This window comes from Acinetobacter legionensis (genome assembly GCF_048551735.1).
Lineage (GTDB): Bacteria > Pseudomonadota > Gammaproteobacteria > Pseudomonadales > Moraxellaceae > Acinetobacter.
Map to the genome: position 1 here is coordinate 133372 of NZ_JBIMBV010000006.1, position 15584 is coordinate 148955.

Sequence of the window (15584 nt, forward strand, 5' to 3'; positions counted from 1 at the left end):
ACAGATGCTAAGTAAATTTTGTTGGAGATAGCTTAATGATTTTAGATTATGCTAATCTTGAAACAAGTGAAATTAACTAGATAATAGATAGGTCAATGTCAGATTTAAATTTCAAAGCAGTACATGACAATATTCATCAACGTCAATCAGTCGGTCATTTGGTTGAACCAGCACCTTCACACGAACAACTGAATATTGCATTTAAAGCCGCTTTAACAGCACCCGATCATCATCGTTTAAAGCCAACACAATTTATTGTAGTGGATGTTGAACAACGTGAAGCATTTGGCGCATTACTGGCACAATCTATTGCTGACTTAGGTGAATTAGATCCAGCCCAAGTTGAACGAGTAAAACTTCATCCTTTTAGAGCACCTATTTTAGTACTTGCTGTGACTAAATTCCAAGACCACCCTAAAGTGCCTTTTTTTGAACAAACGCTGAGTTCAGGGGCAGCAATTGAAAACTTTTTATTGTCGATGCAGGCACAAGGTTTCGCAACAATGTGGCGGAGTGGGGCTGTTGTTGAATCTAAATTATTAAAATCAGCATTGGGTTTAGCTGAGCGAGATTTAATTTCAGGCATTATTTATGTTGGCACAGCGGCAAAAGCGATTGCCTCGCGTGCAGAGGTTGAAACAACACAATATGTTCATTTTTGGCAAGCTTGAGTCAAAAAAATATTGATATTTTCAGATTGAAAAAATCATTGGGTTATTAGGATAAGCATTTTAGGATAACAATAAATGTCGGATTTACAATTTAAAGATTTAGTTGAACCTATTGTTTTGGGTCAGAAAACAGCATTACGAGTGACTGTACTGGGTGGCGGTAGTTTTGGTACTGCAATGGCAAATACAGCAGTACGTAATGGTTGCGACACCATGATTTGGATTCGTGATGAAAGTATAGCTGCCGAAATTAATGCAACCCATGTAAATAAACGCTATTTACCTGATTTTCAATTGGAGACGGGCTTACGTGCTGAGTCAAATCTAGAAGATGCAGTGCGTGATCGCGATATTATTCTGGTCGCAATTCCAAGTCATTCTTTTCGTGATGTTTTACGTCAAATTAAACCTTTTATCAGTGCGCAAGCCGTTGTTTCATTAACCAAAGGGATTGAAGCAAAAACCTTTAGTTTTATGAGTGACATCATTCGTGAGGAGCTTCCTGAAGTTCCTTATGGTGTTCTTTCAGGGCCAAATTTAGCCAAAGAAATTGTTGCAGGACAACCTGCGGGTACAGTGATTGCCAGTGATAGTGAGTTAGTACGTTATGCCGTACAACAAGCACTGCATAGTGCCTTGTTTCGAGTATTTGGCAGTGACGATGTGCATGGTGTCGAATTGGGGGGGGCACTTAAAAATATTTATGCTGTTGCAATGGGAATGGCGGCAGCTTATAAAGTCGGTGAAAATACCAAGAGTATGATTTTAACCCGTGCCTTGGCTGAAATGAGCCGCTTTGCAGTTAAGTTGGGTGCAAATCCTTTAACCTTCTTAGGCTTGTCTGGTGTTGGTGATCTTTTTGCGACCTGTAATAGCCCGTTGAGCCGAAATTATCAAGTTGGTTTTGCCTTGGGTTCTGGAAAGACACTGGAACAAGCAACATCTGAACTGGGTCAAACCGCTGAAGGGATCAATACCATTGTACAAGTCAATGCACGTGCAAAGGAGTTGGATGTCTATATGCCAATTACAACTGCGTTGTATGAGGTTATTTTTGACGGTGCACCACCACTCAATATTGCTGTTTCTTTAATGAAGAATGGGCATCGTAGTGATGTAGAGTTTGTCCTTCCACATAACGAAGTTTAATGGCATGTTGTTAGGACAATATTTCAAGCTTTAGAGATGGATTTGTAACAAAGCCTCGTTATAATCAGTGCAATATTTAAAAGGAAATCTTATGCAACTGACTTTGGTGCGTCATGGTGAAGCAGCTCCACCCGTCAATGGGGTGGACAGTAAACGACCTTTAACACAACGCGGGCATTTACAAGCAGAACAAACGGCTAATTTTTTAAAACAAAACGTACAGCCTGATGTATTTGTTGTAAGTACTTTATTGAGAGCACAAGAAACATTGGCGCACATACAGACTTACTTCCCAGATGTATCAGTATTAGTCTGTGATAAAATAAAGCCAGATGATGATGCAAAATTAGCAATCGAGTGGTTGTCACAATTGCCATTTGAACGTATTGTTGTGGTATGTCATATGAATGTTGTTGCACATATTGCTGAACAGTTGACACATGAACATTTTAATCCTTTTGCCTTGGCAGAGGCTCGTATCTATGAGCAAACTGTGATTGCAAATGGTCTATCTACACAAGATAAAGCCTTTATTCCAACTGTATAAAAGCATTGTTAAAAGAACTTAACGGCAGAAAACGATAAATGTTGTACTTATGGATGCCTGAAGCCAATGGGGTTTGGCAGTGGTCTCGAGGAAGTGATTGGACTAAATCTTCGACCCTAGAACAATTAATACAAGATATTAAACTTTACCAAGGTGAAGAAGCTGTGGTTTTCTTCCCCAGTCGTGAAGTGCAAATTCTTCAACAGAAATTTAGTAAAACTCAATATAAACAATTGGGTGTAGATGGTGTCAAATATTTATTAGAAGAATATGTAATTTTGCCGATTGATCAGATGAAAGTGTTTTCATACTTTCAACAACCGGATCAGGTTTCAATATTGGGGATTCATCAATATGCTGTCACAACAATGCAGCATTCCTTGTCATTGATTCCGTTAAAAATCGTATCTTTATTACCTGACTTTTTGATGCTGCCCGTACCAGAAGCTGGACAGACGATTTTGGCCAATATCAATGGGCAATTATTGGTTCGAGAAGGTGAGTTTCTTGGTAATTCGATTGATGATATCAGTGTATATTTAGATTTTGCTGATCGAGAAAAAAATTATCTATATAGTGGATTGACAGATGAACAAGTGGTCAGCTTATTTGCCATTGCTACAGCGGATCAACGTGAGCCTTTTGATTATCAATTTAGTGAAATCAAAAAAACTAAACAACATCCTTATAATGTATTGCCAAAAGCCAAGCAAGCTAATCAAGGTCTTTCTCGTTATTGGCAAGCCTGTGCAGTATTGGTGGTTGTGTTGATCATTGCGCAATTGAGTTATGATGCTTTGCGTTGGATTAAACTAAAGAAAGTTGCGGATCAAACTGCTTTAATTGCAGTGGATCAGTACAAAAAGTGGTTTCCAAATGAGCAACGGATTACAGAAGAGTCTGTAGAGCGTCAGTTTAAAAATAAATTAGCACTTAGTCAGAGTGCCAATACGCAAGCTTTACAATTACTCAGCCGTGTTGGGCCTATTCTGATGCAACATCAGATCATTGCCAGTCGTGTGAATTATGATACAGCTGTGTTAAATATGGATCTGGTGGCGAAAAATGCTGAAGGCTTACAGACCTTGGTAACGCAACTGAATCAACAGGGCTTTAAAGCGGAATTAGGTAATGTTCAGACGCAAGGTGCATCTGTCGTTGGTTTGGTGAAGATACAATAATGAAAACAATGGAAAATGTGCAAAATCGACTGGATATATGGTCTGAGAAAATCGCAGATAATTTAGAAAAAATATCACCACGTGAACGTGTCATGGTTATTTTCACTACGATTTTTGTCATTGTGGCAATTGTGGGTGCGGCATTGTGGTACACCCATAAAGCTGCCGAAAAACAGCAAGCACGTTTAAATCAGATGAAAGATCTTGTGGTTTGGATGCAAAGTAATGTGGTGACTATGAAGCCTGCAGATGACTTGGCTTTAACCACCGCAGATAAAATTCAACGTGTAGCACAACAACAAGGGCTTTCGGTTGCCTCGCAGCAAGTGGGTGAGCAATTTCAGATTATTGCACAACATCAAAACTATGCCGTTTTAGCAAACTTTTTAACCCAAATTGTCCAAATGGGTGTAAGTTTGGAAAAGATGGAGTTAGCCAAAGAAGGTGGGCAGATTAAATTAACAGCGACGGTACAGTAGTAGCGAAAATAAACACAGTTCAAGCATAGCCTTTTCAACATACTGTGCCTATAATATGGCAACTTAAAAAGCAGTAGACTTTTGTAGCTATGATGTATTCACTTGCTCGCCCTTTGTTGTTTTCTTTAGCACCAGAGCGTGCACATGAACTCACATTATCCATGCTTAAATCTGCCCATAGAATGGGGGCGATTCGTCAAACTGTTGCTGCCAAACCAGTCACTTGCATGGGAATTGAGTTTCCAAATCCAGTTGGCCTAGCAGCAGGACTAGATAAAAATGGCGCTTATATCGATGCCTTAGCGGGTTTAGGATTTGGTTTTATTGAAATTGGAACCATTACGCCTAAACCACAAGAGGGCAATCCCAAGCCACGCCTTTTCCGTATTCCCCAAGCCAAAGCAATTATTAACCGTATGGGGTTTAATAATGATGGTGTGGATCAATTGGTTGAGAATGTTAAAGCCGCAAAATTTAAAGGCATTCTTGGTATCAATATTGGTAAAAATGCCACAACACCAGTTGAAGATGCAGTTTCTGATTATTTAGTTTGTCTTGAAAAAGTTTATAACTACGCATCTTATATTGCTGTTAATATCTCATCTCCAAACACCAAGAATTTACGTTCTTTACAAAGTGGCCATGCCCTCATTGAACTTTTGGAAACACTGAAAAAACGTCAGTTAGAGTTGGCAGAAGAATTGCAACACTATGTTCCTTTAGTGTTGAAAGTTGCACCAGATCTAGAAGCTTCAGATATTGAATTTATTGCATCACAATTGTTGCAGTTTAAAATTGATGGATTGATTGTGACCAATACAACATTATCCCGTGAGGGGGTTGAAGGTTTACCATTTGGTGATGAAGCGGGTGGTTTATCCGGTGCGCCAGTATTTGAAAAGAGCACGGCATGTTTGGCGGCTTTTTCAAAAATTTTGCAGGGGAAAATTCCTTTAATCGGTGTTGGTGGAATTTTATCTGGTGAACAAGCTGTTGCAAAACAACAAGCCGGCGCAAGCTTAGTCCAAATTTATAGTGGTATGATCTATACAGGTCCTATACTCATTAAAGACTGTGTTGACGCTATGATTTAAAATATGAATACCTTAGACATTATTATTCTGATTCTATTGCTCATTGGAGGGCTAAACGGTTTGCGACAAGGATTCGTGAAAGCCTTTGCGAACTTGATAGGATGGATATTTGCACTGATTGTCGGTGCCAAATATGCCAATATCATCGCACCTTCAATGTCTGCACTCAGTCAGGATCCTGTGGTGCAGAAAATTGCTGCATTTGCTTTTATTGTCTTGGTCATTATTGTTTTAACATGGATTGTCACTGCTTTACTTAATCAGATTTTAAAAACTTTAAAACTCGGTCCATTAAATCGTTTAGCTGGAAGTGCTTTGGGTGCCTTGAAAGGTTTGTTCATCGTCCTCATTACTATGCAAGGTTTAGGGCCGTGGGTTGAAAGTTCTCCAACTTGGAAACAATCCAAATTCATTCAGACGCTTTTACCATTTGCACCTTTGGCATCTGAAATCTCTAAAGATGCTGCAAATGAAGCATTACATCATATACATTCAGAAGATCGTTCCGATGATGCTTCTGTAACGAAGACTGATCGATCATCGGATATTCAAAACGATGAAAAATCAGCACATTCGACAAAGAATCCGTTTTATTAGTCCTAGCTGGTCTGCGAGGTAGTTATGTGTGGAGTCGTTGGTATAGCAGGTAAAGCACCTGTAAACCAAATGTTATTTGATGCGTTGACGATGTTACAACATCGTGGGCAAGATGCGGCTGGGATTGTGACTTGTCATAATGGACGTCTTTTTCTAAGAAAAGATAATGGTATGGTACGTGATGTATTTCATACTCGCCACATGCGTGCGTTACTCGGTAACTATGGTATTGGTCACGTGCGTTATCCAACTGCTGGTTCTTCAAGTAGTGCAGAAGCGCAGCCTTTCTATGTAAACTCACCGTATGGGATTACTTTGGCTCATAATGGTAACTTAACCAATGCAGCTGATATTCACGATGACTTATTCAAAACTGACTTACGTCATATGAATACGGACTCAGACTCAGAAGTATTGTTAAACGTTTTTGCTCATGAATTGCAAAAATGTGCATCATTAACGCCAATGCCTGATGATATTTTTCATACGGTTAAACGTGTGCATGAGCGTTGTAAAGGTGCTTATGGCGTCGTTGCAATGATCACAGGGCATGGCATTGTTGGTTTTCGTGATCCGAATGGTATTCGTCCACTTATTTATGGTTCACGTTTAACTGAAAATGGTGAAACAGAATATATCATCGCATCGGAATCTGTTGCAATAACAGCATTAGGATTTAAGGTAGAGCGTGATATTGAGCCTGGTGAAGCGATCTTTATCAATTCAAAAGGTGAATTCTTTTCACAACAGTGTGCTGCAAATTCGCGCTACCGCCCATGTATTTTTGAATACGTTTATTTTGCGCGTCCAGATGCAATAATTGATGGTATTTCGGTATATAAAGCACGTTTGAAAATGGGTGAAACCCTTGCGAAGAAAATTCTTCATGAATGGGGTGACATGCATGACATCGACGTAGTGATTCCAATTCCAGATACAAGTCGTACTTCTGCTTTAGAGTTGGCGAATATGCTGGGTGTGAAATTCCGTGAAGGTTTCATGAAAAACCGTTATATTGGCCGTACCTTTATTATGCCGGGCCAACAACAACGTACCAAATCTGTACGTCAAAAACTCAACCCTGTAGAGCTTGAGTTTAAAGGTAAGAACGTTTTGTTAGTTGATGATTCGATTGTACGTGGTACGACTTGTAATGAAATCATTCAAATGGCACGTGATGCTGGTGCGAAAAAAGTCTATTTTGCCTCTGCTGCACCTATGGTGAAATATCCAAATGTGTATGGTATTGATATGCCAGCAAAAGCAGAATTGATTGCTTCACATCGTAGTGTCGAAGAAATACAGGGAATCATTGGCGCCGATCGTTTAATCTTTCAAGACCTGGATGATCTAAAAGCTGCAGTAAGAACCAGTAAGGTTCCTGTAGTGCAAGAGTTTGATTGTTCAGTGTTTGATGGTGTTTATGTGACAGGTGATATTGATGAACAATATTTAACTGATCTGGAGCAAAGTCGTAGTGATACTGCTAAAAAAGAGAAAGATGGTTATATTGATGTCAATATAGATGCTGCATCTGTTGATTTGAGTGGTATCAAAGAGGAAATGTAATCAACTTTGATTTACATTGAGAAAAAGCGGGAAGTTCCCGCTTTTTTCATTTATAGTATTTTGCAATGTAATGAGGAATTTTACATTGAAAGATGTCAGTCATTATTTGATAAAAAACAAAAATATGTTGTGGTCTGCAAGTATTTGTTTACTTGCGGTCATTTTGACGATTTTTATTCTAAATACTGTTTTAGGGTTGCTGGTTCACTATGCAGACCCAGATCAAGAGATTTGGTGGAATATTCTCAGCCCATACTGTGTAGGCTTGATCATTGTCATTATTGGATGGTCAATCGCATATGAATTTTATGTCTTCCGTACAGGTGGTCATTCACTTGCAAAGCAATTAAAAGCCCGTCGTTTAAGTCAAATTGAAAGCACACCTGAAGAAAGTGTAGCATTAAAACTAGCAGATAAATTTGCGGAGACTTTTGAAATTGATGCACCTACATTATATGTTTTGCCAGATGAAGTTGGGGTTAATGCATTAACTGCTGGATTCCATCCAAGAGATACAGTGATTATCCTGACTTGGGGTGCATTACAGAACTTGGATGAATTAGAACTTTATGGTTTGCTCGGTCATGAGTTTAATCAAATTTTGTCAGGTGAAGCACGTGAAAATACCCGACTTAAAATTTTATATAGTGGTTTAATTACCTTTAGCCAGTTGGGAAGTAAAATCGCAAAACAGGGTTTTAATCGTTATAACGCCAAGGGAAATCAGCATAAATTTGAAACCAGTTTTGTTGCTGTTGGTGGCGTGATTTGGCTGTTAGGTAGTATGGGGATTTTAATTAATCGTTTGATTAAATATTTCACTTTAGGGGGGCGTACTTTTTATAACGATTATAAAACTAAAAAGTTATTGTTAAATAATGCCAATGTACAAACGTTATTACGGATCTATGTGCATCACGCAGGTTCTCAAATTCATAGTGAGTTTTCAGAAGCCATTGCGCATATGTGTTTTGCTAATTCATTAAGTCCGCAAAGTTGGTTAAATATCCATCCAAGTATTGAAGACCGTATTTATGAGTTAAATCCAACACTATTACAGGATTTACAGCTCGAAAATTTAAAAAAATTACGCAGTCAGCCTTTATTTAGTTTGTTGCGACCTTTGGAAGAATCAACAGGAGATGTTTATAACCCGTGGGTATCTCCACAGCCGCTACCTCTGTTACGATTATCGCCGATTAGTTTTGCTTTAAACGATGCAATTAAGCCTTTAAATCCAGAAGTACGCCGTCAAATTGAGCGTTCTGACTTGATTCAGCGCGCTATGCAAACAGCAACGGGTTCTCGTGAGGTGATGGTCGCCATCTTAATGATTCGACAGTATCGCGAATTTATTCCATCTGATGCAGAGGTGAGTCGTGCAATTATTGACTCACTTTTGAATTTAGATGGTCGGGTGCATATTCAAATTTTCCATGATGCCTGTGAAAATCTTGGTAATATGCCTGCGACCAGTGCACGTCAATTTGTGACCAAGCTAGCGAAAATTATTCAAGAAGATGGCGAGATTGGTTTGTTAGATGCATTGCTGATTGAACGTGTAAAGGCTGAATTGCATTTGCTGCCGATGCATACACCCTCATCATTGGAAACGGTGAAGCCGCAAATTGTGCGCTTGATTGATGCATTACTGCACGTACAGCAAATTAACAGTGCCAATCAGCTTGATGTACGTTATGAGATTTTAGAACGGGTTTTGTCTAAGGATGAGTTAGAACTGTTTGAGGAAATCTCAGATGAACCTATTGATTTGGGAGAAATCTTAAATGATATTGCAGGGTTATTATTACGTGATCGCCTAAGTATTTTGGGCGTGGCTGAAATTTGTTTGTGGAATGATCGAATTATTACGCAAGATGAACTAGATGTACTGCAATTGCTGTATTGGCGACTTGGCTTTGCCACAGATGATATCGTAGATCAAATGCAGAAAAAGAATAGTGTGATGATTATTTAACAAATGTAAAGTAAGTTGTAGTGACGTAATCATAGAAAGTATAATAAAAAGAATCAAATGGGAAACGCGAACACCCCTTTTTTCTGAAGTGGTGTTCACGAAACTTTGAATTAACTCGCCATGGCATCGACAGAAAGCTCAGCCACTGTTGGTTTGGCTTTTTCTGCTTTTAAACCTAACTTATTAAACAGTTGTTTGTCTTTACCTTCGCCTGCATTCGGTGTGGTTAATAATTTTTCACCACTAAATAGCGAGTTTGCACCTGCCATAAAGGCTAAAGCTTGATCTGAGTCAGTGAGAGATTCACGGCCAGCAGAAAGACGGATATAGCTGTGTGGCATGATAATACGCGCAACCGCAATAGTACGAATCCATTCTGTGACATCAAGTTTTTCAACATCTGCAAGTGGCGTACCTTCAATTGGGACAAGCATGTTGATCGGTACAGATTCAGGATGAACAGGCAAGGTTGCTAATTCATGTAATAATCCAATACGATCATTACGATTTTCACCCAGTCCAACAATACCGCCACTACAGACTTTCATACCTGCATTACGAACATGATCCAAGGTGTCTAAGCGATCATCAAAAGTACGGGTGCTGATAATATGTGAATAGTATTCACGAGACGTATCTAAGTTATGGTTGTAATAATCTAAGCCTGCTGCATGTAAACGTTCAGCTTGTGATTGGTTAAGCATACCCAGTGTCATGCAGGTTTCTAAACCTAAGGCTTTAACTTCACGCACCATTTCGAGGACATAAGGCATATCACGCTCATGTGGGTTTCGCCATGCTGCACCCATACAAAAACGCGAAGAACCTGATTCAATGGCTTCTTTTGCTTCACTGATTACTTTATCAACCGCAATACGTTTTTCAGCTTCTAATTTTGAATCATAGCGTGCAGATTGCGAACAATATTTGCAATCTTCAGGGCACTTACCAGTTTTAATTGAAAGTAAAGTACTGACTTGGATGGTATTGGCATCAAAGTGTTCACGATGAATTTGCTGTGCTTTGAAAACTAAGTCTAAAAAAGGCTGTTCATATAAAGCTTGAATTTCTTCACGAGCCCAGTCATTACGTACTGTCATTAATTAAATCCATGATAATCATTATCTATCCCTGTATATAATACATAATTCATGCCAATTCTATAGGGCAAAAAAGTACAAATATGATGGTATCTTACGATTAAAATGATCAAGAGTATAGAGAACTAAAATTATAAATATAGTTGCAAAGTTAATCACATTTCTTGTGATTTACTCACAAAATTTTAACTTTAATTTTTGTTAACTTCAGTGTATTGGTTATTAAAATATTCAAAAATTACGAACTTTGTAACGATCTGAAAATTATAATTTGGCACAAATTAAGGGCATAAATGAGCTTGAATTTAGCCTTGTTTAGAGCTTTGCTCTTTAATAGCCCAATCAATATGGACTTGCACAACTTCATCATGTAGGGCTCTATTTTGGGTCAAAGCTGTAATAATTTGGGCTGAATACGGTGCATTACCTAAGCCGATTGCAATATTGCGCATAAAGCTTTGAAAGCCTGTACGTCGGATGGGACTTCCTTCAGTACAGTTGAGGAAGGTTTGCTCATCCCATTGCCATAAATCTAATAAATTAATATTGTCTAAGCCATAACGTGGATTAAAGTCTTCAATTGAGGCTTTTTTGGCAAAACTGTTCCAAGGACAAATCAGTTGACAATCGTCACAGCCAAAAACACGGTTACCAATATCACGTCTTAACTCTTCAGGAATAATTCCCTTATATTCGATGGTTAAATAGGCGATACATCTACGCGCATCCAGCATATATGGCTCAACGATCGCTTGTGTTGGGCAAATATCGATACAGGCTGAACATGAACCACAATGAGGCGTTGACGGTTCATCAAAGGGTAAATCAAGTGAAGTAAATAATTCACCTAAAACAAAAAAGGAACCCGATTTTTTATGAATCAATAAAGTATGTTTACCCGTCCATCCCATTCCTGCACTTTCTGCCAGTGATTTTTCAAATACTGGTGCCGAGTCCGCAAAGGGGCGAGATTCAAACGGACCAACTTTTTCTTTAATGAGGGTTGCCAAGGTTTTTAACCGACCACGCATGATTTTATGATAGTCACGTCCACGTGCATAACGGGCAATAATGGCTGAATTGGGTTCATCTGGGACATAACGTGGTTTTGGTGTTTCAACCAAATAGTTCATTCGTACACAGATGATACTTTTCGTGCCTGGAACCAGTAGTGTGGGATCCGCTCTTTTTTCTAAATTTTCTTCTAAAAACTTCATATCGCCATGGTATCCGCGTTTTAAATATTCTTTAAATCGTGGTAATTCAGCTTGAGCATCAGGACGAGCAATGACACAATCAGCAAAGCCCAGTTGCAAAGCCTGTTGTTTGATCCAAGACTTTAGTTCTTGAAGATCAAGCTGTTGCAAGGGAATGGATTGCGAAGTTAAAGTTGCCGACATAATGAATCAATGCGCTATAAAATAGTGAGAAGAAAAGGACAGAATGATGCATCAGCAAGTTTATCACAGCCGTGAAATACAAGCATGGGAAGCGCGTTGGTTTGCTCAGCAAAATAGCACTTTTGGTTTAATGCAACAGGTGGCTTGGTCGATTGCGCAACACTTAAATATTTTGTTTCAACAAGCTTCTCCCTCAATTACTACTGTTGCGCTGTGGTGCGGTGCGGGAAATAATGCTGGTGATGGCTATTGTGTTGCTCATTATTTGCATCAATACGGTTATCAAGTCGAAATATTTGCAACTGAAGCAGGGCATTCTCAGCAGTTGAAGGCGGCAATTGAATTAGCACAGGCAGATCAACTCAAAATCCATCCACATTTTAATATCCAAAAGCGGTTTGATTGTCATATTGATGCATTGTTTGGTATTGGTTTAAATCGTGATTTGGATGATGCATTGCAAGCGATTATTCAACACTATAATACCCAATCAGGTTTAAAAGTAGCCATTGATATTCCGAGCGGTTTAAGTGCCAATACAGGACAACCTTTACCTGTGGCGGTAAAAGCAGATCAAACATTGACTGTTTTAGGCCTTAAAGCGGGTTTGTTTACAGGACAAGGTCGAGAATATACGGGGCAAATTGAGCTCATTTCAGTCGTCCCAGTAGACTCGCAATTAAAAGCAGTCGCACAGTTGTCACCCAAACAGATCCAATTGCCACAACGCCAAGCGTTTGGTCATAAAGGCAGCTATGGGCATGTTTTGGTAGTTGGTGGGCATGCAGAGATGGGGGGAGCAGTCATGTTAGCTGCTGAATCTGCATTTAGTGCGGGTGCAGGAAAGGTCACGATTGTATGCCATGCCAAACATCACACTGCAATTCTGGCACGCTCTCCTAATATCATGCTGAGAGATATCAATGCTTTAAATGATTTAGATATTCAAGATTTATTAAGCCATGTGGATGCTGTTAGTTTTGGCATGGGTTTAGGACGTGATGCTTGGGCAAAACAACAATTTTCAAAATGGTTTTCACCTATTCAATTAAACCCACAGCTACAAGTGGTTTTAGATGCTGATGCTTTATGGTTTTTAGCTGAACAAGCTGTTCAACTCAATCAACGAACTTACCTGACCCCTCATCCTGGTGAGGCTGCTAAATTATTAAATTGCTCAGTGGCAGAAATTGAACATGATCGTATTGCTGCGATTCAAAAACTTCAGCAAAAATATTCAGGCCAGTGGGTACTTAAAGGTTCTGGAAGTTTGATTTTAGAAAAACATCTATGGATCTGTACTGCGGGGAATGCAGGCATGGGCACTGGTGGAATGGGAGATGTTCTTGCAGGAATGATTGCTAGTTTAAAAGCACAGTTTGATGAAAATATTCATTTACATGAAATTGTCACCTTGCATGCTTTGGCAGGTGATAGGCTCGCAAAAAACGGTATGCGCGGTTTACAGGCACAGCAAATGCGTGATGCTGTGTACTATGTGGTCAATCATTGTGAGGAGTGAGTTTGCGATGAAAGCGGTTAAATTGTTAATTCGTGGTAAAGTTCAAGCTGTAGGTTACCGTCGGTGGTTTGAAAAAGAAGCTTTACAATTGGATTTAAAAGGTTATGTGAAAAACCTAACTACAGGAGAGGTTGAAGCTGTTGTGATCGGAGATGAACAAGCGATTTTAAGTTTGATTCGTCATTGCTATGTTGGTCCGTTACGTGCTGATGTGAGCAGTATTGAACAACAAAACCTTAATCATGGTTTAGACTATACTGATTTTAAGATGATTCGTTAAAGAGATTATTTAGAATAGCAACCACATACTGATATCAATCAATATTACATATGATGATCAACAAAATTTTATTAAGCTGTATTTTGATTTGCGGTATTCATACTGAGCTTGTCGCACAACCAGTAGATGCTGTGACGAATAAGAATAAGATTGCTTTAAAAAATTTGGACTTTAAAACTGTGATGAAGTCTTTTTATCAAAAACAGATCCAATATGTCAAAATCCCTCAATTAGATCAGAGTAACATACAGTATGTCGGGATTAAAAATCCCGAATATACCCATGTCTTTGATCGTGATGATGCTGTAATTGTATTTAGCCCTGCGAGTGCTTATCAAAATGCTCAAAATGAGTTGCGCTATCTTATAAGTACGACAGAAGTTTCGATAGATAAAAATAATGAACTACTAAACTTTTGTGGTGTATGCGCAACATTTACTAAAATCTACCTATTTAAGAAAAATGCTTTAGGTCAATTTGAGTTAGTGAGCCAGAGTCAGGATGAAAATAGTTGGATGAATGCAGATTTTAATTATTTGCCTTATCCGACTGAAAATATAGTTAAAAATATTCGAAAAATTGGTCCGAGAATAAAAGGCTATGTTGAAGAATAAGCCTATAGTCGACAAGGCTATTCAACGAGCACGCTCTATATCATCCCATTTGATGAAAACCCTGCAATGGTCAAATTGGAAGTTGCAGAAATTGGGAATGACAATGAAGTGACAGGAAGTGATAAAATCTACAATACACAAGCTGATTATCGTTTTTTAAGCACTGAGCATGAGGGTTTGTACGATATTGAAATTCACTATTCTGGTACGCAACAAATCTATGTTGGTGATATCGCTAAAATTGTGCCTATAAATGAAACCCATGTTTATCAGTATAATGAAAAACAGCAGAAGTATATTCGAGTGAAATTACATGATTGATAAATATTTAGTTGTTGGAATTGTATTTGCTGCGTGTTTGGTATTGATTATTTATACCCAACTCGATAGTGGAAAAAAAGAAGATAAGTCTTTGTCATTTAAAGCAAAGTTGCAAAAAGAATTTCCAAGTTATACCATTCTTGAACGGAATCAAAATTTCATAATATGTCGAGAAGGGAGTAATCCACGTATCCCTGAAGAGTTGGTGTTGATTCGTGTTGATTCTGAACAGAAGAAAAATTTAAGAACTTCTGGAAAAATGTTAATTGCAACCTATACGAAGCAGCCCAGTATTCGTGAGATTCGAAAAGATACTTTGCCTTATTTAACTTGAGATGGGCTGTACCATCTCAATAAATAAAAACGCTTTGAATTCACCTTTATGACTGATATAGCTTGGGCTTAGACATGGGTAGAGCGAGGCGTTTTGGTGGAGTATATAAATTAACGTCGACGACTACTATTGCGACTCCGCCCACGAGCCATACCGCCTAAAGCATTCAGTACAGCTAGTTTGCTCATACTGCCAGAAGCATGGGCATGGCAAATTGCTGCAGCGAGTGCATCGGCAGCATCTTGTTGGGGTTGGATTGATAAGTTGAGTAACTTCATCACCATCAACTGAACTTGTTCTTTGTCTGCAGCACCATAGCCCACAACAGATTGTTTAATTTGACGAGCTGTATATTCTGCAACTTGTAAGTCTAAATTGACCAATGCGGCAATTGCAGCACCACGCGCTTGCCCAAGTTTTAAAGCAGAATCAGGGTTTTGTGCCATAAATACTTGCTCTACAGCAGCTTCTGTAGGGCCATGAAACTGAACAATGCGTTCAACTCCAGCAAAAATTCGTTTGAGTCGCTCAGGCATTTCAGTTGTTTCAGTGCGAATTGTACCAGCATCAACAAAAGTAAGTTTTTGACCATCTTTTTCAATGATGCCATAACCTGTTAAGCGTGAACCGGGGTCAATTCCAATAATTAAAGGCATAATACTGCTTATCGTAAGTCTTGCTTCAATTATATGATTCTAAAAATGAATTGTAAGTAAAATTTTCACTTAGTTGTATAATCAAAGTACAC

At 38.7% G+C, this 15584-nt stretch carries 17 protein-coding genes; 14 read left to right on the plus strand and 3 right to left on the minus strand.

Annotation, left to right across the window (positions count from 1 at the left end):
- Window positions 1-95 precede the first annotated feature (95 nt).
- From ACG9ZL_RS07330 to ACG9ZL_RS07370, 9 genes are all read left to right on the plus strand, one after another.
- The gene (locus ACG9ZL_RS07330) at window positions 96-671 is read left to right on the plus strand and encodes a nitroreductase family protein (protein ID WP_336954258.1); all 576 of its coding nucleotides are present in this window, start codon (window positions 96-98) and stop codon (window positions 669-671) included.
- Window positions 672-746: 75 nt separating this feature from the next.
- Window positions 747-1820 (plus strand): NAD(P)H-dependent glycerol-3-phosphate dehydrogenase, encoded by a 1074-nt coding sequence (locus tag ACG9ZL_RS07335; RefSeq protein ID WP_336954256.1) that lies wholly within the window; start codon window positions 747-749, stop codon window positions 1818-1820.
- A gap of 91 nt (window positions 1821-1911) precedes the next feature.
- Entirely contained in the window at window positions 1912-2367 is a 456-nt protein-coding gene (locus tag ACG9ZL_RS07340) for a SixA phosphatase family protein (protein WP_336954255.1), read from the plus strand.
- A gap of 38 nt (window positions 2368-2405) precedes the next feature.
- Window positions 2406-3548 (plus strand): type II secretion system protein GspL, encoded by a 1143-nt coding sequence (gene gspL, locus ACG9ZL_RS07345; RefSeq protein ID WP_419359581.1) that lies wholly within the window; start codon window positions 2406-2408, stop codon window positions 3546-3548.
- Window positions 3548-4027 carry a type II secretion system protein M gene (locus tag ACG9ZL_RS07350; RefSeq protein ID WP_419327784.1) on the plus strand — a complete coding sequence of 160 codons (480 nt, stop codon included), beginning with the start codon at window positions 3548-3550 and terminating at the stop codon, window positions 4025-4027. The genes gspL and ACG9ZL_RS07350 overlap by 1 nt, the downstream gene beginning before the upstream one ends.
- An 89-nt stretch (window positions 4028-4116) precedes the next feature.
- On the plus strand, window positions 4117-5121 hold the full coding sequence (locus tag ACG9ZL_RS07355; protein ID WP_419359583.1) for a quinone-dependent dihydroorotate dehydrogenase: 1005 nt from the start codon (window positions 4117-4119) through the stop codon (window positions 5119-5121).
- A 3-nt stretch (window positions 5122-5124) separates the two neighbouring features.
- Complete coding sequence (locus tag ACG9ZL_RS07360; RefSeq protein ID WP_336954249.1) at window positions 5125-5718, plus strand: CvpA family protein; 594 nt, start codon at window positions 5125-5127, stop codon at window positions 5716-5718.
- Window positions 5719-5742: 24 nt separating this feature from the next.
- Window positions 5743-7287 carry an amidophosphoribosyltransferase gene (gene purF / locus ACG9ZL_RS07365; RefSeq protein WP_336954248.1) on the plus strand — a complete coding sequence of 515 codons (1545 nt, stop codon included), beginning with the start codon at window positions 5743-5745 and terminating at the stop codon, window positions 7285-7287.
- Between the two features lie 85 nt (window positions 7288-7372).
- Window positions 7373-9265: a M48 family metalloprotease gene (locus ACG9ZL_RS07370; protein ID WP_419359585.1), complete on the plus strand. Its 1893-nt coding sequence runs from the start codon at window positions 7373-7375 to the stop codon at window positions 9263-9265.
- A 110-nt stretch (window positions 9266-9375) separates the two neighbouring features.
- On the opposite strand, the gene bioB is transcribed toward ACG9ZL_RS07370, so the two are convergent.
- Together bioB and queG are read right to left on the minus strand one after the other, a co-directional pair.
- Window positions 9376-10365 (minus strand): biotin synthase BioB, encoded by a 990-nt coding sequence (gene bioB, locus ACG9ZL_RS07375; RefSeq protein ID WP_336954246.1) that lies wholly within the window; start codon window positions 10363-10365, stop codon window positions 9376-9378.
- Between the two features lie 305 nt (window positions 10366-10670).
- Window positions 10671-11765: a tRNA epoxyqueuosine(34) reductase QueG gene (gene queG, locus ACG9ZL_RS07380; protein WP_419359587.1), complete on the minus strand. Its 1095-nt coding sequence runs from the start codon at window positions 11763-11765 to the stop codon at window positions 10671-10673.
- Between the two features lie 46 nt (window positions 11766-11811).
- Between queG and ACG9ZL_RS07385 the strand changes: the two genes are divergently transcribed.
- The 5 genes from ACG9ZL_RS07385 (at window position 11812) to ACG9ZL_RS07405 (ending at window position 14836) form a co-directional block, all read left to right on the plus strand.
- Window positions 11812-13287 carry an NAD(P)H-hydrate dehydratase gene (locus tag ACG9ZL_RS07385; protein ID WP_419359660.1) on the plus strand — a complete coding sequence of 492 codons (1476 nt, stop codon included), beginning with the start codon at window positions 11812-11814 and terminating at the stop codon, window positions 13285-13287.
- A 7-nt stretch (window positions 13288-13294) separates the two neighbouring features.
- Entirely contained in the window at window positions 13295-13567 is a 273-nt protein-coding gene (locus ACG9ZL_RS07390) for an acylphosphatase (protein ID WP_419359589.1), read from the plus strand.
- A 50-nt stretch (window positions 13568-13617) separates the two neighbouring features.
- Window positions 13618-14181: a hypothetical protein gene (locus tag ACG9ZL_RS07395; protein WP_419359591.1), complete on the plus strand. Its 564-nt coding sequence runs from the start codon at window positions 13618-13620 to the stop codon at window positions 14179-14181.
- A gap of 66 nt (window positions 14182-14247) precedes the next feature.
- On the plus strand, window positions 14248-14502 hold the full coding sequence (locus tag ACG9ZL_RS07400) for a hypothetical protein (RefSeq protein ID WP_419359592.1): 255 nt from the start codon (window positions 14248-14250) through the stop codon (window positions 14500-14502).
- The gene (locus tag ACG9ZL_RS07405) at window positions 14495-14836 is read left to right on the plus strand and encodes a hypothetical protein (RefSeq protein WP_336954238.1); all 342 of its coding nucleotides are present in this window, start codon (window positions 14495-14497) and stop codon (window positions 14834-14836) included. Before ACG9ZL_RS07400 ends, ACG9ZL_RS07405 begins: the two co-directional genes overlap by 8 nt.
- 110 nt (window positions 14837-14946) lie before the next feature.
- Here ACG9ZL_RS07405 and ruvC read toward each other — a convergent pair whose 3' ends face one another.
- Complete coding sequence (gene ruvC, locus ACG9ZL_RS07410; protein WP_336954237.1) at window positions 14947-15492, minus strand: crossover junction endodeoxyribonuclease RuvC; 546 nt, start codon at window positions 15490-15492, stop codon at window positions 14947-14949.
- Window positions 15493-15584: the final 92 nt, after the last annotated feature.